General features: G+C 59.5%; 19 protein-coding genes and 6 pseudogenes. 8 read left to right on the plus strand and 17 right to left on the minus strand.

Going from position 1 to position 19,188, the window contains the following annotated elements; translation table 11 throughout:
- Positions 1-93: 93 nt before the first annotated feature.
- The 5 genes from NKJ07_RS21530 to NKJ07_RS21550 form a co-directional block, all read right to left on the minus strand.
- A complete protein-coding gene (locus tag NKJ07_RS21530; protein ID WP_318570604.1) occupies positions 94-471 on the minus strand; it encodes a hypothetical protein in 378 nt (125 codons plus the stop codon).
- Between the two features lie 127 nt (positions 472-598).
- Positions 599-970 (minus strand): hypothetical protein, encoded by a 372-nt coding sequence (locus NKJ07_RS21535; protein WP_318570605.1) that lies wholly within the window; start codon positions 968-970, stop codon positions 599-601.
- A gap of 19 nt (positions 971-989) precedes the next feature.
- Entirely contained in the window at positions 990-2,297 is a 1,308-nt protein-coding gene (locus NKJ07_RS21540) for a prolipoprotein diacylglyceryl transferase (protein ID WP_318570606.1), read from the minus strand.
- 424 nt (positions 2,298-2,721) lie between these two features.
- Positions 2,722-4,047: a hemolysin family protein gene (locus NKJ07_RS21545; RefSeq protein WP_318570607.1), complete on the minus strand. Its 1,326-nt coding sequence runs from the start codon at positions 4,045-4,047 to the stop codon at positions 2,722-2,724.
- 258 nt (positions 4,048-4,305) lie between these two features.
- Positions 4,306-5,916: an AAA family ATPase gene (locus NKJ07_RS21550; protein ID WP_318570608.1), complete on the minus strand. Its 1,611-nt coding sequence runs from the start codon at positions 5,914-5,916 to the stop codon at positions 4,306-4,308.
- 165 nt (positions 5,917-6,081) lie between these two features.
- Between NKJ07_RS21550 and NKJ07_RS21555 the strand changes: the two genes are divergently transcribed.
- Positions 6,082-6,396, plus strand: a complete 315-nt coding sequence (locus NKJ07_RS21555) for a DUF433 domain-containing protein (RefSeq protein WP_318570609.1) — start codon at positions 6,082-6,084, stop codon at positions 6,394-6,396.
- Positions 6,397-6,426: 30 nt separating this feature from the next.
- Here NKJ07_RS21555 and NKJ07_RS21560 read toward each other — a convergent pair whose 3' ends face one another.
- The 8 genes and pseudogenes from NKJ07_RS21560 to NKJ07_RS21590 all read right to left on the minus strand — a co-directional run.
- Complete coding sequence (locus tag NKJ07_RS21560; RefSeq protein WP_318570610.1) at positions 6,427-6,909, minus strand: toxin-antitoxin system TumE family protein; 483 nt, start codon at positions 6,907-6,909, stop codon at positions 6,427-6,429.
- A 3-nt stretch (positions 6,910-6,912) separates the two neighbouring features.
- Entirely contained in the window at positions 6,913-7,506 is a 594-nt protein-coding gene (locus NKJ07_RS21565) for a DUF7342 family protein (protein WP_318570611.1), read from the minus strand.
- A 123-nt stretch (positions 7,507-7,629) separates the two neighbouring features.
- Positions 7,630-8,217 carry a transcription initiation factor IIB family protein gene (locus tag NKJ07_RS21570; RefSeq protein WP_318570612.1) on the minus strand — a complete coding sequence of 196 codons (588 nt, stop codon included), beginning with the start codon at positions 8,215-8,217 and terminating at the stop codon, positions 7,630-7,632.
- A gap of 64 nt (positions 8,218-8,281) precedes the next feature.
- Positions 8,282-8,485 (minus strand): annotated as a pseudogene (locus NKJ07_RS24485) (TFIIB-type zinc ribbon-containing protein); the annotation flags it as partial.
- A gap of 45 nt (positions 8,486-8,530) precedes the next feature.
- Positions 8,531-9,055, minus strand: a complete 525-nt coding sequence (locus NKJ07_RS21575; RefSeq protein WP_318570613.1) for a hypothetical protein — start codon at positions 9,053-9,055, stop codon at positions 8,531-8,533.
- 93 nt (positions 9,056-9,148) lie between these two features.
- Positions 9,149-9,641: pseudogene (locus tag NKJ07_RS21580) on the minus strand (DUF7995 family protein).
- 45 nt (positions 9,642-9,686) lie between these two features.
- A complete protein-coding gene (locus NKJ07_RS21585) occupies positions 9,687-10,382 on the minus strand; it encodes a hypothetical protein (protein ID WP_318570615.1) in 696 nt (231 codons plus the stop codon).
- A gap of 215 nt (positions 10,383-10,597) precedes the next feature.
- Positions 10,598-11,182: pseudogene (locus NKJ07_RS21590) on the minus strand (site-2 protease family protein); the annotation flags it as partial.
- A 201-nt stretch (positions 11,183-11,383) separates the two neighbouring features.
- Here NKJ07_RS21590 and NKJ07_RS21595 point away from each other — a divergent pair.
- The 7 genes and pseudogenes from NKJ07_RS21595 to NKJ07_RS21625 all read left to right on the plus strand — a co-directional run bounded on the left by NKJ07_RS21595 (position 11,384) and on the right by NKJ07_RS21625 (position 16,816).
- Positions 11,384-12,142 (plus strand): ZIP family metal transporter, encoded by a 759-nt coding sequence (locus tag NKJ07_RS21595; RefSeq protein WP_318570616.1) that lies wholly within the window; start codon positions 11,384-11,386, stop codon positions 12,140-12,142.
- A gap of 91 nt (positions 12,143-12,233) precedes the next feature.
- Positions 12,234-12,374: pseudogene (locus NKJ07_RS21600) on the plus strand (universal stress protein); the annotation flags it as partial.
- Positions 12,375-12,532: 158 nt separating this feature from the next.
- Positions 12,533-13,574 (plus strand): annotated as a pseudogene (locus tag NKJ07_RS21605) (RNA-guided endonuclease InsQ/TnpB family protein); the annotation flags it as partial.
- A gap of 96 nt (positions 13,575-13,670) precedes the next feature.
- Positions 13,671-13,967 carry a class I SAM-dependent methyltransferase gene (locus tag NKJ07_RS21610; RefSeq protein ID WP_318570617.1) on the plus strand — a complete coding sequence of 99 codons (297 nt, stop codon included), beginning with the start codon at positions 13,671-13,673 and terminating at the stop codon, positions 13,965-13,967.
- A gap of 62 nt (positions 13,968-14,029) precedes the next feature.
- Positions 14,030-14,446, plus strand: a pseudogene (locus NKJ07_RS21615) (IS5/IS1182 family transposase); the annotation flags it as partial.
- 75 nt (positions 14,447-14,521) lie between these two features.
- Positions 14,522-15,820: an IS4 family transposase gene (locus NKJ07_RS21620; RefSeq protein WP_318569445.1), complete on the plus strand. Its 1,299-nt coding sequence runs from the start codon at positions 14,522-14,524 to the stop codon at positions 15,818-15,820.
- Between the two features lie 282 nt (positions 15,821-16,102).
- Complete coding sequence (locus NKJ07_RS21625) at positions 16,103-16,816, plus strand: sensor domain-containing protein (RefSeq protein WP_318570618.1); 714 nt, start codon at positions 16,103-16,105, stop codon at positions 16,814-16,816.
- A gap of 54 nt (positions 16,817-16,870) precedes the next feature.
- On the opposite strand, the gene NKJ07_RS21630 is transcribed toward NKJ07_RS21625, so the two are convergent.
- From NKJ07_RS21630 to NKJ07_RS21645, 4 genes are all read right to left on the minus strand, one after another.
- Positions 16,871-17,002, minus strand: a complete 132-nt coding sequence (locus tag NKJ07_RS21630; protein ID WP_318570619.1) for a hypothetical protein — start codon at positions 17,000-17,002, stop codon at positions 16,871-16,873.
- Between the two features lie 113 nt (positions 17,003-17,115).
- Entirely contained in the window at positions 17,116-17,832 is a 717-nt protein-coding gene (locus tag NKJ07_RS21635) for a DUF6498-containing protein (protein ID WP_318570620.1), read from the minus strand.
- A 14-nt stretch (positions 17,833-17,846) separates the two neighbouring features.
- Positions 17,847-18,503, minus strand: coding sequence for a hypothetical protein (locus NKJ07_RS21640; protein WP_318570621.1), 657 nt, complete (start codon positions 18,501-18,503; stop codon positions 17,847-17,849).
- A gap of 128 nt (positions 18,504-18,631) precedes the next feature.
- Complete coding sequence (locus NKJ07_RS21645) at positions 18,632-18,856, minus strand: hypothetical protein (protein WP_318570622.1); 225 nt, start codon at positions 18,854-18,856, stop codon at positions 18,632-18,634.
- Positions 18,857-19,188: the final 332 nt, after the last annotated feature.

A 19,188-nucleotide genomic window follows, 5' to 3' on the forward strand; every position in this document is an offset into this window, starting at 1 on the left:
GTTTCCTGATATATTCAGAAGTGATAGCCATACCGTCGAATAACCGATACATACGGCTGGGCGTGACCTCCCGTCGGTGAGCCAGAGAACTCGTCACGTCCCGCGCTCCGGGTCGGCGGGAACGCGGCGACCGACGCGCGGAACCACCGTGAGGCGTGGCTCGCGACCGTCGAGTGTTCGCTGGCCGGGATTCGGCGAGGCGAACAGCGACTCCTGCTCACCAATATCCACCTTGCCGTCACTCGTCTGCGGCCGATCGTCGATGAAGCTCTCGCTCGTGGGCATATCAAGTCGAGTCGATCGCTGATGGCCCACCTCGATGCTGTGATCGGTGAGCGTGGTCTCGACCGCACCCGTCTCGACCTCCAGTCCCCCCGTCCCGAAGACTGCCTGACGATGGACCGAGAGACCGAGTCGTGAATGGTCGTCTGCCGGTTCGTGATCGGACGGCCGTGAATCGTCGGTGGGCATGAGGTCCCGAGGAAACTGGCGTTGCAGAACCGCCAGCTCCCTCGCCCCATTCGAGGCGGTAAATTTCGTCTGCCAGCAGTGACCTCCTGGAGTCGTTCTCCCATTTCGACTCGCCCTAGGCTGGCGGTCACAGGTCGGTCCTCGCGAACGCGCCTCCTCGGGGACCGTCTCCCTTGATGTACTGTCCCTCGAGGTGAACCTCCAGCGCGTCCGGTCGTCCACCGGTGAACTGCCCGGTCACGGTGTAGGGGGTGAGCCACGGCCCTCGTGCTTCGTCGTTGTCGTTCGTTCGGCACGCGTCGTTGGGAGCGGCTTCGACGTACACCTCGGCCGTTCGGTCGTCGACGAGGACGTGAGCGAGCGCGAATCCATCACAGTCCCACTCGAGGTGGCCTCGCCCGTCGACGGTGAATCGGTCGTCGGCGACGGTAATCGAGAGTTCGTCGGGCTCTGTCCCGAGGAAATCTCGAGTCCGGTCCGTCCCCACCGTGAGGGTCACCTCAGTCAATCCCAGTCCGTCAGCAGGATCGTCGACCCAGGGATGATCGTTGGTCGGGGGGCTGTCGACGGGGCCGTCGATAACGTCGACGCTGCGTTCCGACGGCTCTCGGCTGGTCTCCATCGCTGCCTGCCGTTGGCGATGAATCGACAGGGTTCGGGCCGGAGGTATCGGCAGTGTGGGCGTTCGGATCTTCGAGGACAGGTGTCTCGTCGAGGTCTTCGTCGAGCCGATCCGGGGTGATTGCGGGCTGATCGAGGGCGTCCTGGAACGGATCATCCGTTGCGCTCCGTTCGAACTGCGCGCGCTCGTCGCTCCTTACGTCAGTCCTCTCGTCGCTCGCTCGATCAGTTTGAGTTTCAGGACCAGCTGCTTCCGAGCCGTCCGAGTCCGGCGATAAGACGGAGTCCGCAGCAGTCTCTTGATTATCGCCCTCTGTTGGCGACTCGGAGGGTGCTTCGGAACGGTCCTCGAGGAGCGGGAGGGTCGCCGACTGCCAGGTCTCGCCGACGAGCCGAGCTCGCCGTACAGATGCGGTCTTGTCGTGGCTGTGGGTGACGTCGTCGCGTTCGGCGCTCCGGATCGCGAGGGCATTCCTTGCCAACCTCTGGAGCGCTTCCTGAACAGTATCGAAGCCCGTGGCATCCGCCTCCGACGCGAAGACGATCCGCTTGTCGTCTTCATCGAGGAGTACCTCCGTGATGCCCGTTGGATAGATCGACCATTCGTAGAGCGCGCTCGTCACGGCGTCCCAGAAGGAGAACCGAACCCGCTCTCCGTCGGGAATGTCATCGGGAACTTGCGAATGGATCCGGCGGGTGAGTTCGAGGCGAATCTCGGCGTTGTCACTGAAGTTCGCTCCTTCAACGGCTTCCTGTTCGATGGCTCCATCCTCGATGATGTTGACGAGATCGTGGACCTGCTGGCGATAGTCGGGATCGATCTCGGTTTCGAGGAGTTCTGCGATGGGGCCGATAGCCGTCTTGAGGATATGGAGCAGTTCGTGAAAGGCGAGCCCGAACTGGTGGGCGTGGTCGGCCGTCAGTTGATCGTTCACCGGGATCCTGTCTAGCGGCGCCGGTTCGGTCGTCACGAGAACGAGGAACTCGGCGTCGACGTTCTCGAGGAGCTGTTCGGCCTGCTGCCGCTCGAATTCAGTTGCATCGCTGGCCACGAGCGCATCGGGATTGGCAGGAAGGACCGCAGCGGTTTCGACAGCTGGCGTGAGAACGACCTCGACATCGATTCCCGGTGGCAGATGACCACGAATGAATGCACAGTCGCTCTGTTCGTCCAGATGACGTCCGCACTTGAGCAGCCACGTCATGGGCGAATTTCTGTGCTGTAGCTCCGATGGATGAAGTGGTGTCGAACGTGGTGATACACGAGAAGGCTACGCGCTTCTCGTTCATTTCCGAGTGATAAACTCCTCCGAAGAACGTAGCTCTCACCAAACCGAGCGAAATTATATCAGTCATGTATTATAACGGCCCGTGCAAGATGGAAGGCGCGTATCTCGCACGCCAGTTCTAGCAGCGTTCAGATAGGTTAGCCAGACCGTGCAAGATACAGCGCACCAATCTGGTGCTGAACTCCATAATATCTCATAGCAGATGGAATTCTACCACCGGAAACCGAACTTATCAGTTGACGATTTGGTTGCAAGCGACTTCGCACGAGACCGTCCTGAATCACCCCTCCGACAACGCAGATAACTCGGACCGATCCCACCGCGCAACTCCGTACTCCACTCAATCCTCCACTGATTCATCCCTTTCGTGGACCCAGACCGTCGAAATTCGGGTCCCATCAACGGCTGTGACCTCAAGGATGTAGCCCGCGACCTCGACGTGATCGCCACGTTGTGGCGCACGGTTGAGTTTTTCGAGTACCAGTCCACCAATTGTTTCGACCTCTTCACTTACGAATTTTGCTTCAAACGTGTCGTTGACCTTCGACAATGGGACGCCACCGTCAACGTCGTACCCATCATCGTCACGTCGGCGAATCGAGTGCTCGCGTTCGTCCACATCAAACTCATCTCGGAGGTCTCCGACGAGTGCCTCGACGACGTCTTCGACAGTCGCAATCCCCTCGAACGTTCCCCACTCGTCGATGACTGCGGCCATTTGCTGTTGATCATCTCTGAACTGTCTCAGTAGGTCGTCCAGTGCCATCGTCTCGGGAGCGATGACAATATCACGGGCGATGTCGCTTACTAACTCAGCATCTCCATCCTCCACCTCCGCCCGTAGCACGTCCTTGAGGTCAACGAATCCGATCACTTGGTCGCCATCGTCGGCATCGAGAACTGGATAGCGCGTATGACCCGCCTCGAGGATGATTGACTGGAGGTCAGAAAGCGAGGTATCAGCTGGAACGCTCACCACATCCGGTCGTGGAACCATTACCTCCCGCACCACGATGTCGTCGAGATCAAACACCCGCTCAATCATCGTCACTTCCGCAACGTCGATATCTCCTTCCTCGCCAGATCGAGTCAGTACTCGAAGGAGCTCCCGCTCGCCGAGCGTTTCATCCGTTTCAGAAGCGGGTGGCACGCCGAGTGCTCGCGTGAATGCATTGGCAGCTCCATTGAAGACGACGATGCCCGGATAGAGAATGTAATAGAAGATCTTCATTGGTGGGGCGAGGAACAGAGAGAGCCGCTCGGTTTGGGCGATTGCGAGTGTCTTCGGCGCGAGTTCACCGAAGACGACGTGGAGGAACGTGATGAAACTAAAGCCGATTGCAAAGGCGACGAGGTGGATGAGACCGCCAGGGAGAATCGGTGCCAGCACGGGTTCGATGAGCGACGCCACAGCTGGTTCGCCGACCCACCCTAACCCAAGAGAGGCGATGGTGATACCGAGTTGCGTCGTCGCAAGATAGTCATCGAGATTCACCATCACTTCTTGGAGTGTCCCCGCGCCGGGGCGTCCTTCCTCAGCAAGTTGTTCGACCGATGTCCCTCGTATCCGTACAAAGGCGAACTCTGCAGCGACAAAAAAGCCGTTGAGTACCACAAGAGCCAACGCTATGACGACCTGCGCCAGCGAGAGCACGACGTTTACCATCGGTGGCATTGGAAGCTACGGCTGCTTGATTGTTGGGTGTCCAGATTTCGGAATCTCGTTTCATTACTCAAAATGGTTAAATAATTTCAAACCAATATGTATTATTGTACCTATCGAACCCGTGTTGTAGATTTCCTGACAAAGGCTGTTCTGTGGAACATCTGCTGAATATACGCTCTGTATCTTGCACGGCAGTCCGTGACAATATTAGTAGGCTGATAGTTGGTTTGCCAGGTTAGGCAAGAGCCTCGGAAACAATTACAGATAGTCGTTTAGCGTCTCGTAGGTATCGTCGAGATACTGATTCGGCTCGGCGACTGCCCACATCTCGTTCTTCACCGCGGCCTTCGGGGAGGCGCCGTCCTCAACGTGCTCACAGAGAATCGTCAGATTTCGCGTCGAGAGTGTGGGCCAGTTCTCGTTCTGCCGGGTCTGGTGGGCGAACTGGACGATTTTCCGGAGTGTCCCCCGGTCCACGACCTCGTGACTGGTGTTCACCTGTGCATCCAGCGTCGCGACCTCCTCGTCGACGTCCTGAATGTAGGGCTGTTTGAGCGCTCGGAACCGACCACGTGTGGCCGAGTTCATCGGCTCGGAATCCCGGTACTCACGGGTCGGCGGGTTCATCGTGATCACAATTCGCGTCGACGGATGGGGTTCGACCAACTCGCCGTGAGCCTTCACGAGGAGCTTTCCCTCGTTGAGCAAGCGATGAAGCGACATCGCGGCGCCGGCTCGCATCACGGGGAATTCGTTGAGCACCAGCACCGACCCATTCAGCAGCGCTTGCTTGGCCGGGCCGTTCCGAGGCGCGATCAACCCGTCTTCAGTGGGCGTGAGCGGTCCGAAGAGGTCCTCCGTGTGGGTTGCCTCGTCACAGTCCACCGAGACGTAACCACGGTTCGTCCGGTGACACAGGTACTTAACGAGGTAGTTCTTCCCGGAGCCGCGTGGGCCAACCAAACGGACCGGAACCAGCCCACGGGCCAGTTTCTTCGCAAGCAGTTCACCTAGTGGAAGCTGGAGCCGCGGCTCCGTCGGAACCGCTGGTGGAACCACTTCCCCCGACACATCGACTGGCAGGGCATCGTCACCCGCCTCGGGATGGGTCGCAGCCTTCGGGACGTCAGGGTGATCGGGTTCGTCGAGGACGTGCAACCCGGTCGGCACCGGGTCCTGTTCGTTCCGTCCGATGTCCGAGACGTACTGGGCCTCGACAGCGTCCGGCTCGAGCCCCTCGGATCGATAACGGGGTTCGCCGACAGGTTCGGTGGCGGTGGTGATGTCGAGGATCCTGGCCGTCCCTCGGCCCGTCGTCGCGTCAACCCGACGACCGTATCGGACGTCAGCACTCCTGGCAAGCCACACGCCAACCGGGACGTGCCGGGGTGCCGCCTGGATGATGGCCTCCGCGCGGCTCTCGGTCAGTGTCCCGGTTAACCCGGCGAGGTCGTTGACGTCGGCGTCCGCGAGATCGGTGAACGTCGCGTAGCCGGCGTCACGGAGCGCGGTCGCGATGCTCTCGGTGACGACCTCGAGAGCCTGAAAGTCAGCAGTACCCGTCGCGTCAGCAGGGCCGCCGAAGGCCTCGGTGATCACAGCCGGCTCCGGTCCCTGTGGCGAAACCCCGACGATGGTCGTACTCCCACGGGACCCCCTGTCGAGACTGAAAATCCCCTCGGCAGCACCAGCATTGATGAGGTCGGCGGCTTCCTGGTCGCCGATGTCGACGTAGTCGCTGACCCGGAAGGTGACCCGTTCGAGCGGGACACTACCCCTCTCGCGCTTGAGCAGGCGATGGACGAGGTGCGACAGGACCAGGAGCGGTTCGGGGCGATCGACATCTGGATCTGGATCGGATGTAGACATGAATATGAGACGGAACCTGCGTGGGAATCCCGCCACCCGATTGTGGGTCGATAAATCAGCGGCGGACTGAGAATCCAGACAGAACACTCGATGAGGACCGCCCGGTCGACCTGAGTGGTTATGATGCGAGACGCGTTAGTAGCGCACAGAGGACACCAACGACTCATGGCTGGAACTGGGTCACAATCGAATTCGGATGGGACGATGCCGGAGATTGTGAAGACGGACGATATCCTGGGCGGAGACTCCCGAATCGAAGGGCACCGCATCGGCGTATATCACGTCTACCAGCGCTACGTCGACGGAGACGACACGCCGGAGGAGATCGCCACAAGTTACGATATCTCAGTCGTTGAGGTCCATGCCGCGCTCGCATACGCGTTCAGCCACCCCGAGGAGATGCGCGCCATTGAGGCTCGAAACCAGCCGATGTACGAAGAAAAGGCGGCGAACCGGCTCGTTCCTGACGAGACTGACTGAGAGTTCTCATCTAGAGCGGTAACTCAGCCCTCAAGCAGGGTTCCTTCCCGAGTTGAGCGGCTTGAGTGAGTCTGCACGATAGGCAGTCCGCCACAGTTTGAGCACTGCACGAGCCACTAGAAGGTCGGGTGACTGTTGGATACAGGACTCCTCGACATCGTTTGGGTCGGACGATGCATCTGGCGGCGGGTGGTAGTGCGCTAGTCCGGTGACGTGAACATAGTCGCCACCGTGAGGGTGTTTTCCCCAGCGGAGGTTGACGTTCAGCGTGTCCGTATAGTGGAATTTGTAGTCGTCTTGGACCGTCCACTGGATATCAAGGCGACAGGAGTCGGCACCACAGAGACCGTCGTCAAACCGTACTTCGAGCGTGGTGGGATTGAGAAAATCGTCTAACGTCGCCGTTGCAAGGGGTTCCTCGTCGTTGAAAATGTCACGGATGACGAGGAGTGCGGGTCTGTCGATGGCACCTCGAAGCGAGTGACGTTCACCCGAGTCACGGGGTCCGTTCATACGCTACGGTGTGGAGGTGTTCTCTTCGAGATGCGACGAGTCTCCGCCGACGAACCGTTCTGCGTTCGCGATAGAGAGCGCGGCGTTGGCGAACGCGAGGTTGCGCCGCGTTGTCTGCCACTCTTGGAGTGTGTCTGAGTCGATCTCGCGTTCGTGCTCCGACGCTTCAGAGAGGGTTTGGTTCGTTTGCTCGACCATCAGTTCCTCAGGCGATTCGACGCCGTACTCCGTCTGGAACTCACTGATGGTCTCACGCATGGCAGCGATACGGTTCACGAGTTCATCGACAGAGACGTGAGAGAGAATGTCCGCCGCCTGTTCCATGACGAGCGACTCCGGCGATCGACGATAGTACGTCCCGCCATGGTCTCCCGTCGACGTGGCGACGAACCCCTCCTCGGCGAGTGCCGTGAGATGTTTCCGAGCAGTCTTCGGTGACGTGCGTGCATCCGCTGCGACCGTCTCGGCCGAGCGTGGGGTATACTCGCGGCTAATGACTTCACGGACACGTTCATACGGCGTCGTCTCGGCCTCCCATTCCTCGCCGACTGCCTCGTTAACATCGTCGAATGTTCCGGGAGCGGCGGAGTCTGTCATATATCCGACCACGATTTGGAGTAGTATAGACTTTTGGCACGGTAATATACTACTTATCTCTCGCGAAGTAGCTGAAGTGAACGCGGATAGGTGTGAAGACCTACAGAGATTGTACTGCACGGCTCAGTCGAGGTCATCTAGGCGACGTTGAATCCGGTTATGGAGTTGCTGGGCTTGCCCGTCGGAGAGATCTGCTTCCGTATCGACCTCGATGCCCGGAACGTCGACGATGTCTTCCAGCACATCAGTCAGCCGTGGGAGAAAGTCGACGGGCAAAGCTGGGGGAATCCGTAGTGACAGCTCCCGATTGAGCACCCCATACGCCAGCCGGAACTTCCCACAGTCGACCCGAGCCGCCTCGGCGATCTCGTCGAGAAAGCGGGGCAGTCGGCGGCGGCGACACGCCGCGTACACCGCGGCGCTCGCCATCGATTCGAGGGACCGACCGCGAATCAGATCTGCCGACTGTGCCTCGCGAAACAGCTGACCAGCCTCCGCCTGTATGCTCTCGCCCACGCCCAGCGCCCCACCAATCCGACGGATCTCACCGAGACCATGCGCGAGGTTCTGGTCGGCCTTGCTCTCGAAGCGAGCCCGTCGGTTCCACCGGCGGAGTCGACGCAGGCGGGCCCGGGTCGCAGCCGGGAGTTCGCGACCGTGGCCGTCTCGGAATTGGCCTATCTCGGCAGAGACTCCCCAGTCGTGACGCATAGGGGGTCACTGGGCCGCCGACTCGACGCCGCTCTGCTTCGTCGTAGGGCGTCCACTCCGGGCCGTGGTCCAAGCCGGCATCCTCCACAATCAGACCGCAGTCGGGACAGTACGTCTCGGTGTCGTCGCTGACGAGCTGTACACCGTCACATTCTGGACAGCAGTCAGACGTGTTCGCCGGCGTTTCGTCGACGGCGTCGACGTGATGACGGGAATCGGTACACTGGTCGGTCGAGACAGTCGCGTAGCTGGGCGAATTGAGGGACATCTGGGAAAACAGCCCGGTGAGGGCCGAGGATTGGTCGTCAGTCAGTTAGTCGGGAGCGTGGTCGACGAGATCTGGCGGGAACGGTGGGTCGAACGTATCGTGGAAGGCGAGACAGACCCGGTCCTGCCAGGCAGCGTATTCGTCTGGCGGTGTCTGCTCGAATCGCTTCACGCCGATGCCGGACTCACGAGCGAAGGCCTCGAGATCGATCGCCTCGATGCTCGTAATGGCCCCCGGCGATGGTGTCGGCGTGGCTGCTGCTAGCGGTCGCTCGATCCAGCCGTCGAAACAGCCGTCGGTCGAACTAATCACCACGACACCGTCGGTCGCACCGACAAACAGCCGCGTAGTGATCCGGGCGAGGTTGCGATACAACCCGGGCGGGATGACGAGCACCAACTGGTCGGTATCGATTGTCTCGACCCGACCGTGCTCGATGACGCGCCCGTCGACCCGCCAGCGCTGGTGGTCGTCAAGCCAGCCACCGGTCTGGAGTCGGCCAACAGCGGTCTCCAGACACGCGAGGGTTCGGTACCGGATGTAGCCGGTCACTGTCGCATAGAAGCTCACTGCATCCTCCAAGAGTACTCCCGAGTGCCGCGGCTTACGCGCCCCTCGAACGAGGCAGGTCGGCTAGCCGAGCTGCGACTCGCCGTCGGCCGTTTAGTAGTGGACATCAGCGGGCACCACCCAGAGCGAATCGGTGTCTCGGTCCTCGACGTAGCGGTCGACCGCACTCCGGGAACGGAGCCCGGCACCGTGCTCGTCGTAGATCCAGACTGACGGCCCAGCGAACTGTCCGATAGCAGTCGTACCGGGCGAGGTCGACATCGTCCATCACCTCGGCCGGATCGAGCCTGTTGAGTTTCTCATGAAGCGTCCCAACAGTTTCGACGAACCACGTCGTCTGTGCCTCGATCGCATCGTCCAGCAGTTGTTCACCGGTCTCGGACGACAGCCGATAAGCGGAATCGAGCCCGCCATAGCGTGGGTGGTCGCGATACCGGGCGGTCGATTCGTCGAGCGTCTTGTAGTAGTCGAAGGCAGTACTCGCACCCTCACTGATCCCGATCAGTCGGTCGAGGGCGAGTCGAGCGACGCCGACCGCCTCGGTCGCGTCGGTTGCAGGGACGAGTACGCGTATGAGCATGTGCATGGTCGCCGTTCCTCGCCCCCCTTCGGGGCAAATAAACCGGAGCCCTCAGGAGAGGCGGTCGATCTGCACGGAGAGATACCCCTTGAGATCAGCCACTGTGGACTCGGAGACTGTCGACGCGCCGAAGTCGCTCCGAGATCCATGCCGAAGCTCGTCGCTCTCGAGGATCTCGACGCCACGTTCGAGTTGTGCGCGGAGCGCATCCGTATCCCCTCGGTGGAGATGTGGCGTCACCGCATCGAGATCGATCTCCTCGGCAATGGCGAGGACGTCACGGAGGTCGGTTTCGCGACCGCTGTGAAGTTTGGCAGCGACGAGGACTGCTCCATCGACCACGCGAGCGGTGGTCGTCGCGGTGCCACCGCTAATCTCCTGCTGAGCGCTGTGCTTGTGGAGATAGTCGAACGACCACTGCGCCTCTGTCTGTCGGCACCCGAGGCCGTTTACAAGGAGGTCAAACCCGATCGGTTGCTGTGGAGACAGTCGCTTCTCGTATTCGACCACTTCCGTATCGTAGACCCACTTCTTCGCGTGGCTATCGGTTTCCTCGAAGTCACGGGTTTCGAGGAACTCGACGAGCGCGTCTTTCTCCTCGGGCAGGACGACGATATCGAGATCCGTCGAGAACCGCGTGTTAAATGCTGAAACCGCGTAGCCACCGACGAGGACGTATTCGAGGTCGCTCTCGTTGAGTTCTTCGAGGAGTTCGATCAACGCGGTACTGCGGTCGTCGAAGCTCACGAGTGAACCCGCTCCGACTCGCGGTAGGCCACGTCGAGATCGAGGTCGTCGTACATGCGATCGAGCATCGACAGCGCCGACTTGAATCGCGAACTCGGGTGTCCGCTGTCGCTCCACAAATTCCACGTCAATCCACTCGGTAGGTTTGCTGAGGCGGTTGATTTCGGTCATAGAACATTCGAACTTCGACCGCCTCGTTCCTAACTTAACACGGCCGTCGCCCGAGCGTGTGGCTGATTGCGAGCGAGAATCGCCCGGAGGGTACGTCCCCCGTCCATCGGAAAGCCGGGGAGGAGATTGAACGCAGCGAGCACGATATTGAGAACGGTGAGATAGCCGAAGACGAAGCGGACGGGGTCCAGACTCGACGGTAGTGAGACGAACGCGACGTAGGAGCCAATACCGATGAGGACGCTCACGATTGGCCCGGCGATAGCAATCACCAGCTCGTGTCGCCAGTCTTCAGGGAATTCGGTGAAGCTCGCCACGCCGCCGAGCAACCAGAGGGTAATCGAATCGATCTCGTACCCGTACCGCAGTGCGACCAGCGAGGGGCCGAACTCGTGTAGGAGTACGCCGACAAAGAGTCCCAGAGCTGATGCCAGTGCAAGTATCCACGGGAGGTATCCGCTCGTCAGTTGCTCGGAGTCGATCGTTGCGGCAAATGTCTCGTTGATCACGAGCACCAATTCGGTGACGTCCCAGGCGATGAACGCAGCGAACAAGGGGAGGACGATCAGAAAGGTCCAGTTGAGCCTGATCGGGATCCCGAACGCCGAACCGATCCGAAACCCTCGCATACGTGAGTGATTGCGGTGGAATTGGTTAAAGAGCGTCTGTTGACAGAACGACCTGTGTCGGTGAGTTCGGGAATGTTGCTCTCGCCGCTTATCAAGGGTTCTGGTCAGGGATGCATCTATGACTATCTTGCCGAGTAGAGGACATCCCTACCTCTGGACAGCACCGAAACCATATCATCCGACGCTGAGTGGTCCTACTTCATGGGACCCCTCGGCTGGATTATTGGATCGACGGTTTTGATCAGCCTCCTCGCGTGGCTTGGGATCTTGACGCTCTTTCTGAATGACGAACTGTTGGATCAGATCCTACTGGTGCTCGTCGCGCTTGCCGCCGGTGGACTGATCGGGGGCGCATTCCTCCATCTCCTCCCTCGCGCCATTCAAGAGTACGGGACGACGGACACGCTGCCCCTGTTTCTGTCCCTAATCGTTGGCTTCTGTCTCTTCTATGTTCTCGAACAGTTCATTCACTGGCATCATCACCACACGGCAGTACAGGAGCACGAACCTGTGTCATATCTCGTGCTGATCTCGGATACGATTCATAACTTCATCGATGGGTTGGTCGTCGCCGGTGCGTTTCTCCTCGGTATTGACGTCGGCATTGTGACGGCAGCTGCGATCGCTCTCCACGAGATCCCTCAAGAGATCGGTGATTTCGGAGTGCTCGTCTACGGCGGATTCGACCGCATGCAGGCCCTCGTATTGAATTATCTGACGCAGGCTACCGTCATCCTCGGCGGAATCGTGGGGTACTATCTTGCCGGCGTTATCGAAGGAACGCCGGTACTGCTCCTTCCATTTGCAGCCGGGAATTTCATTTACATCGCCAGTTCCGACCTGATTCCCGAGATCAAAGAGGAGGAGGACGTTCGGAGAGCCGCCATCTATTTTATGATGTTCCTGACTGGTGTAGTGCTCATGCTGGGAATCAAGCTTTTCCGCCGAGGGGTCAGCTAACTGGCTGGGACCATTCGTTCAGGGGTGGCTGGATTTCCATCATATGAGATTGTGAGTTCGGTATTTTATCGACGGACGAGAAGAGAGTCACATGTCCGAGGGAATCATCGATACCGCCAGGCAGGTCGGGGGCGACCTGATCGTGATGGGAACGGAACGACGGTCGGAGGAGTACCGACGGATGCTCGGCAGTGTCAGCGAGCGCGTCGTCCGATTGAGTCCTGTCCCTGTTCACCTCGTCAAAGTCCACGCTGATAGCGACGCTGGAATCTCGATTCGAGAGGCGACGGCAACTGATGGTGACGCGATCCGGACGATCGCCAAGCGTTCGATGAACACGTCGCACAGTGCTTTTCTTACCGAGACGGAAATCGACGAGTCTATGCAGCTGACCTCTCGGACGTGTACTCGACGGTTCTGCAAACAGCGGTCATGCGAATCGAGCAGAACGTCAAAGGACTCTCCAAACTCAAGAATAATGGCTACGGTGTCGGCCAACTCAAGTGGAAGCCACCACGCGAGTTCCGCAGTTTCACCTACAGTCAGTCTGGCTTCAAGCTCGGCAAGAAGGGCGGTCAGACTGTGCTGTCTCTCTCGAAACTCGCGGACATCCCGATACGACTCCACCGCGCTATCCCCGACGACGCCAAACTCAAACAGGTCACACTCAAGAAGGAACCGACAGGCGAGTGGTTCGCCACCTTCGGGGTCCAAATGGACCATGAACCGCCCGCGAAACCCGAGAACCCCGAGAAGTGCGTCGGTATCGACGTGGGGATTCTCACGTACGCCCACGACACCGACGGCACGGCGGTTGGGTCGCTCGACCTCTCCGACGAGCGCGAACGCTTGGAGCGTGAGCAACGGAACTTTTCGCGGAAGCAACACGGGTCGAACAACTACGAGACGCAACGACGGTGCGTAGCGGAGTGTCACGCCGACCTCCGTCGAAAGCGCCGGGACTTCCTGCACAAGTTGTCGAACCACTACGCGAGAGAGTACGACCTCGTGGCGGTCGAAGAGCTGAACGTGAAGGGGGATGATGGAATCGCCATCGAACAGCCGCAAGACGGCATCTGCGGCGTGGCGAACGTTTCTCTCGGTGCTCGAATACAAGTGCAAGCGCGAGGGGACGCATTTCGTAGCGGTCAACCCGAGAGGGACGACCAAGGAGTGCGCGTCCTGCGGCGTCTCGACGGAGAAGCCGTTGTGGGTCCGTGAACACTCCTGTCCGGCCTGTGGGTTTGAGGCGGACAGGGACGCGAACGCGGCGTGGAACATTCTTTCTCGCGGCCTCGAAGACGTAGGAGTGGGATACCCCGAAGCAACGCCTGTGGTGACTGTGCTTCCTGTGGATACCTCGGTGTCTGCAAAGCGCGTCGTCGAAGCAGGAAGCCCCACCCTCAAGCAGTCTGCGTCAGCAGACGAGTAGGGTGGGGTAGTTCACACTGCAAGGCCTCTCCTACAAGCTCGGAATGCGTTGAGCGATCTCCAGTACTCGTAAGGGGAGACCGCGCGAACGAATACCATGCCCAAGTCCGAACCCTTCGAACGATACACCGAGCGATACGAAGGCTGGTTCGACACACACGAAGCCGCCTATCAGTCCGAAGTCGAGGCGCTCCAGCGACTAATTCCGCAGCCAGGCTTCGGGATCGAGATCGGTGTCGGAAGCGCTCGGTTCGCGGCCCCGCTCGGGATGCAAGTGGGGCTCGATCCTGCTGGCGACATGCTGGTTCGCGCTCGCGAGCGAGGGATCGACGTCGTCAAAGGCGTCGCCGAATCCCTCCCGTTTAGAAACGGGACATTCTGCGGTGTTGAATAGCGATCTAATCTGTCGATATCGCTGCTTTAGAAGGGTGAAGCCGAGGAATTCGATTCTGACTTATGGAAGTCGACCTCCTCGACTTCGTTGAACGGTGTCGTCACCTAGCCAAACAAGCTTTAGGAAAGCACGCGGGCGAGCCCGCCAGCGGCGGGTTCGCCCGCTGGATCCACGTCGTTCTACACTGCTTTTGGCTCGAAGAGGGCCATAGCTACCGTGAAACGCCGAATCGGCTGGAGTACATGGCTGAGATACGTGATGTACTCGGGCTTGATCGGGACGATCTGCCCGAGTTCAGCACGGTCTACAAGTCGTTCGATCGGTTCAAGATGTGGGTGTGGCGGGCGTTGCTGCGCGTTTCAGCGCAGCAACACCCGCACTCTGGGCACGCGGCTCTCGACAGCACATTTTTCGACCGACGCTCAGCCTCGTCGTACTACCGCCAACGATCCGGCAGCACCGTCCAGACACCATCCGTGTTCGGTTAAGACGTTGAATCGGGTGACTGCGCTCCACTGACGAAGCTATCGATGTAGACCGCGTGGGGAGAGAATGTGTTCAAGACGCTCTCCCCGAACCTCATACGACGGCGGCTCACTTCCCTGTTTCCAGCAGCGGTTATCGAAGACATCGCGCGCGAGCGCGATGTCGTCCAACGCCACCGGACAATCGACATCACGATGCTCGTCTGGACGCTCATCATGGGCTTCGCCGTCGACGGCGAAGCCCGCACTATCGCCGGGTTTCAGCGGGCTTACTCCGCAGCGACCAACCAGACTGTTGCCCGCTCCAGTTTTTACGACCGGTTCACACCAGCACTTGCGACACTGTTGAGCGACCTCCTCGAGCACGCTCTCGAGGAGGTCGCGGTTCCCCACACGATCGCTCCCCAGTTCGAGTTGTTTCGTGAGGTGTTGATCGCCGATGCAACCGTCTTCCGGTTGCATCGGCTCCTCAGCGAGTTTCCGGCGACTCACGCGGATCAGTCCGGCGCGAAGCTTCACCTCGTCCATAACGCGACGACACAGACGATCGAGCAGTTCCAGCTCACCGACGAATGCACCCACGAGAGCAGCCAGCTCCGCACGGGGAGCTGGCTGCGAGGCCGGTTGGTGCTGTTCGATCTCGGGTTCTACAATTTCCGTCGGTTCGCGTTGATCGAGGAAAACGGTGGGTTCTTCCTGACACGGCTGAAGTCGAACGCGAACCCGTTGATCGTCGGAGAACGGCGGAAATGGCGCGGGCGCGCCATTTCCTTGCCAGGACGTCGCCTCCAGGACGTCCTGAGTGACCTCACACGGGAGATAATCGATGTGACCGTGGAGATCTCGTTCAAGCGGCGAGCATACGCTGGGAAGGAGTCAACCGATTCGATGGAGGTTCGCGTCGTCGGTGTCCGCAACGAGGACACCGACGACTACCATCTGTACGTCACAAATCTCCCCGACGCGTTCACTCCGAGGCAGATCGCGGCCCTGTACGGGTTGCGGTGGGAAGTGGAGTTGCTGTTCCGGGAACTGAAGTCGCTGTATGGGCTGGAGAAGTTCCAGACGAGTGATCCAGCGATCGTCCACCTGTTGGTGGTGGCGGCTCTGCTGACACTGACGGTCAGCAGAGCCTTGCTCGGCGTGTTTCAAGAGCTGTTTCCAGAGACGGTGTTCCCCCGTGAGCGCTGGGCGAAGACCTTCCGGTCTTTCGCCCAGCTCATCCTCGAAGATCTGGCACAGTCGCTCGGACATCCACCGCCGAATCTGTCGGAGCTGATGTTTCGTGACGCCCGCCAACCAGAGAAATCGCGGCTCTTACTCAGCGAACGAGTGGCTGAGGCCTTCATGAGGCGATCCAATGCTTAACCGAACACCGATGCACCACAGTCCGGACACTGGCGCTCATCCATTGGTCTCAGCTCAGTATTGATACCAATTCATAAAAGGCCACATTCGGAATGTCACGCTTGGAAACACTGGGTGGGACCGAGCTTGGTCGACGTTTTTGAGTAGTCTGACGGACCCGGGAGTGCGAAATCCTCCGTGCCGATGGAACTGCAAGTCAGCTGTGACCGGATTGCACGGAGCTGTTTCTGAGATTGGAACAGTGGTCTGTGGTTGATACACTGGCCCTCCTATCACTACGGTATGACTCGGAGCCAACAGTTCGATACGGCAGAAGCTGGCGGCTGGTCACTAGCGAACCGTCTCTTCGGCGTCGGGTTTCGTCGTGAGACCTACGCGAACTTGGCGTATCTGCTCGCCCGGTTTCCGCTTGGCATCGCTTACTTCACGGTCTTGATAACCGGTCTTAGTCTGGGGGTGGGCCTGGTTCCGATGGTCGTCGGAATCCCGATACTGGCCGGTGTTCTCGCGCTTGGCGGCTGCATCGGGGTAGTCGAAGCGGAGCTCTTGACCCGACTCCGCGGGCGTGACGTGTCCGTCACCCTCGCCGACCCTCACGAACTGTCCATAACGGAGTATCTGAAAACCGTCGCAACCACCCCCCGCAACTACCTGCTTGTCGCGTTCGGGTTTGCGTCGTTTGTCGTCGGTATTCCATTGTTCGTTGCCATTACGGTCGTGTTTTCGATTGGGTTCACGCTCGCAGCCACACCCTTCCTCTACTGGATCCCTGGTGTCGAATACGAGTTCACAGGCCTCCGTGGTACCATTGAGATCGGGATGTTATCCGTCGACACCGGGTCTGTGGTCGGAGCCAGCATCAATACGCTTCCAGAGGCGCTGGCCGCGTCAGCGGTCGGTGTCGTCGTCTGTCTCGCAGGCCTGCACGCAGTCAACCTGAGCGCTTGGCTCCTCGCCGAGCTGACTGAGCGCCTACTCATGTTCCTGTCGGAGTGATCGTTCCCTGTCTTCATTTGGGACCGGTCTGTCGCCACACACGGCGGACTAACGTCATAGGTGCTCGACAGCTCGCTCGGCGAACACTCCGACGAGCGCGATGCTCCCGCCGATGACCGTGTAGAGCGCCAGGATCGCACTGATTCCGTAGCCTTGGAGATATCCGATGCTCGATAGCCAGAGCATCGCGAGAACGCCGCTCAGACCCCGGTGATGACCGGCGTCAGTTCCTCCGGTGAGGTGTTCACGTCCTCACAGACGAGTCGCCCGGGCAAAATAATTTGAGCACTCTACGTTCGTCAATCCTGATGCTGAAGCACCGTTTCGACAGCGTCATCCTGCAACCATACTCTAGCGGCCCCAATCGGAAGGACATACGCGACTAGAACGACAGGCCCCGATACTGTGTCGGGGAGGACAAACGCAGCTGTCAACACGACAACAGTGGTGGGTACAATCACGTACACGGCGATGATGACGAACGTAGCGACCGGTCGAAGGCCGAGTTCGAGTGCCTCTGCTGGCGATCGGTCTCGATACGAGTGATCGACGAGGAACTCGCGCCAGACGCGTAGTAGTTGTGAGACACAGATAGCGAGTATCACGAGGCCGGCCGTCGGAGAGAGCAACGACGATATGCTCCGATCCACGACTGATACAAACATAGCAACAAAAAACAAGAAGAAAACGGTGTACGCAAACATGTTATTCACGATCAGACCGATATTTCGCGGATATATCGGCGGGAGAATTGGAACCGGTTGCACTGGGCTCGTTTCTTCACGCCACTTGTCAGCGTTGTGATCTTCCACCGGCTGTGCTGCAAACAGTGCGGCGATCGCGAATAGAACAGCGACAACGACGATTTCACTCAGATAAATGAATATTAGCTCAACAACATCCCACTCGAGAAATAGGATCCCGATAGTAAGCAGTAGATGCATACCGATCGGCGAAAGGTAATCGGGAGGGATCCCAAGCCGTTCAGCTATCTCCGTTTCAGGCCTCCTCAACATAACTGCCCTGTCGTTCAGATAGCGACGCCGTACTGTTCATTTCGCTCGACGACGACGAACCCTTGAGCTTCGAGCGCTTCGTCCCGGTACCGTTTTGCAACGATCCGTTGAGGAATGCGCCGCAGGCCGAATCGCCGATCCGCCGTGTACTCGTACTTTACGACGGTCCCATCGCCCCGCTTGTCGACGGTGACGACGTACGTCGACCACGGCTGGCCGCCCACCGTGAGTTCCAACTCGATCCGACGGCCGCCCTCCGGCGTCCGATCCGTCCGTGTATCGACGGTCACCTCGACCGACCGCAAGCCGAACAGATACGAGAGCCGGTACGTGACCGTCCCGTCTCCAGTAAGGATCTCGTCAGTAATCCCCCATTGAAACACGAGGATCGGCGGTGTCGGTCCCGTGAACGACTCGGCGACGGATTCGGCGTCCTCGTCGGTTCGGAGACGGACGGTTCCGCGTGATTCGATAATCGGGGCCCGTGCGACGACGATCAGCAGTACCCCGACGACGACTGCGGGTACCAGCGATGTCGCAACGAACGTGCCGAGGAATCCAGCCGCGGCGAGCACGACGATCAGCGCACTCAGCGGTCGTTCACGTCTGAGATATCGCTTCGCAATGGCGAGTGCCTCCCGTGGCCGGTCGACGGGTCGTGTGGAGGGCATCGACAAATCATCAGTGTGGCGGTCAGTTAGTGGTGTTGGAAGCTTCTTCGCTGATTTGACCACCCGCATCGATCCGTGTGAATCCCCGGGCACTGACGAGTCGCGTCCACGGATGCCGGCGGAGAGCGCTACGCCGACTGGAATCGGCGTGAGACGTAGAGTAGAACAGCTCCGAACGTCGCAGTCACGACCGCCTCCGGAGTGACGACGGGCGGACAGAACTCCCCGGCCGTGCAAACCCGTAAACTGCCGACTATCTCGGTAACGATGAGAAACGCCCCACCGAGTAGCAGTATCGCCCGGGAGAGCCGGTCTAGATACGCTCGGAGTCGAGAGACGACGTCTGTACTCACACGATGTCGCTACACGGCTACGACACTTCAAGATTAGCGGCCGGTTGCACTCTCCGAGCAGCGACGACCACGCTGAAGTCGTCACGGCTCGTCACGGATGGGATCTGAGCAGTTCACCGGCACGTTCGGGGTCTGGAACGAACGCGATCGACGATCTCGGTTTCCGGGCGGACTCGCCGTCCCTGGAGTTGGAAATCCGATCGAAAAACACCGTTCCGGCGTCCAGCCAGAGCGGGCTACCGAACAGCCCGCGCTCGACCGAGACGTTCCGGACGCCGTCGTATGATACCGACCACTGTAGTCGTCCGAGGTATCGGTCGTACGCTACCAGC

The organism is Salinigranum marinum, assembly GCF_024228675.1.
Lineage (GTDB): Archaea > Halobacteriota > Halobacteria > Halobacteriales > Haloferacaceae > Salinigranum > Salinigranum marinum.

Bases quoted from the DNA above. Each gene is read 5' to 3' on its own strand.
- NKJ07_RS21530 (WP_318570604.1), bottom strand. From the start codon at position 471: ATGCCCACCGACGATTCACGGCCGTCCGATCACGAACCGGCAGACGAC.
- NKJ07_RS21540 (WP_318570606.1), bottom strand. From the start codon at position 2,297: ATGACGTGGCTGCTCAAGTGCGGACGTCATCTGGACGAACAGAGCGAC.
- NKJ07_RS21545 (WP_318570607.1), bottom strand. From the start codon at position 4,047: ATGGTAAACGTCGTGCTCTCGCTGGCGCAGGTCGTCATAGCGTTGGCT.
- NKJ07_RS21550 (WP_318570608.1), bottom strand. From the start codon at position 5,916: ATGTCTACATCCGATCCAGATCCAGATGTCGATCGCCCCGAACCGCTC.
- NKJ07_RS21555 (WP_318570609.1), top strand. From the start codon at position 6,082: ATGGCTGGAACTGGGTCACAATCGAATTCGGATGGGACGATGCCGGAG.
- NKJ07_RS21560 (WP_318570610.1), bottom strand. From the start codon at position 6,909: ATGAACGGACCCCGTGACTCGGGTGAACGTCACTCGCTTCGAGGTGCC.
- NKJ07_RS21565 (WP_318570611.1), bottom strand. From the start codon at position 7,506: ATGACAGACTCCGCCGCTCCCGGAACATTCGACGATGTTAACGAGGCA.
- NKJ07_RS21570 (WP_318570612.1), bottom strand. From the start codon at position 8,217: ATGCGTCACGACTGGGGAGTCTCTGCCGAGATAGGCCAATTCCGAGAC.
- NKJ07_RS21595 (WP_318570616.1), top strand. From the start codon at position 11,384: ATGGGACCCCTCGGCTGGATTATTGGATCGACGGTTTTGATCAGCCTC.
- NKJ07_RS21610 (WP_318570617.1), top strand. From the start codon at position 13,671: ATGCCCAAGTCCGAACCCTTCGAACGATACACCGAGCGATACGAAGGC.
- NKJ07_RS21625 (WP_318570618.1), top strand. From the start codon at position 16,103: ATGACTCGGAGCCAACAGTTCGATACGGCAGAAGCTGGCGGCTGGTCA.
- NKJ07_RS21630 (WP_318570619.1), bottom strand. From the start codon at position 17,002: ATGCTCTGGCTATCGAGCATCGGATATCTCCAAGGCTACGGAATCAGT.
- NKJ07_RS21635 (WP_318570620.1), bottom strand. From the start codon at position 17,832: ATGTTGAGGAGGCCTGAAACGGAGATAGCTGAACGGCTTGGGATCCCT.
- NKJ07_RS21640 (WP_318570621.1), bottom strand. From the start codon at position 18,503: ATGCCCTCCACACGACCCGTCGACCGGCCACGGGAGGCACTCGCCATT.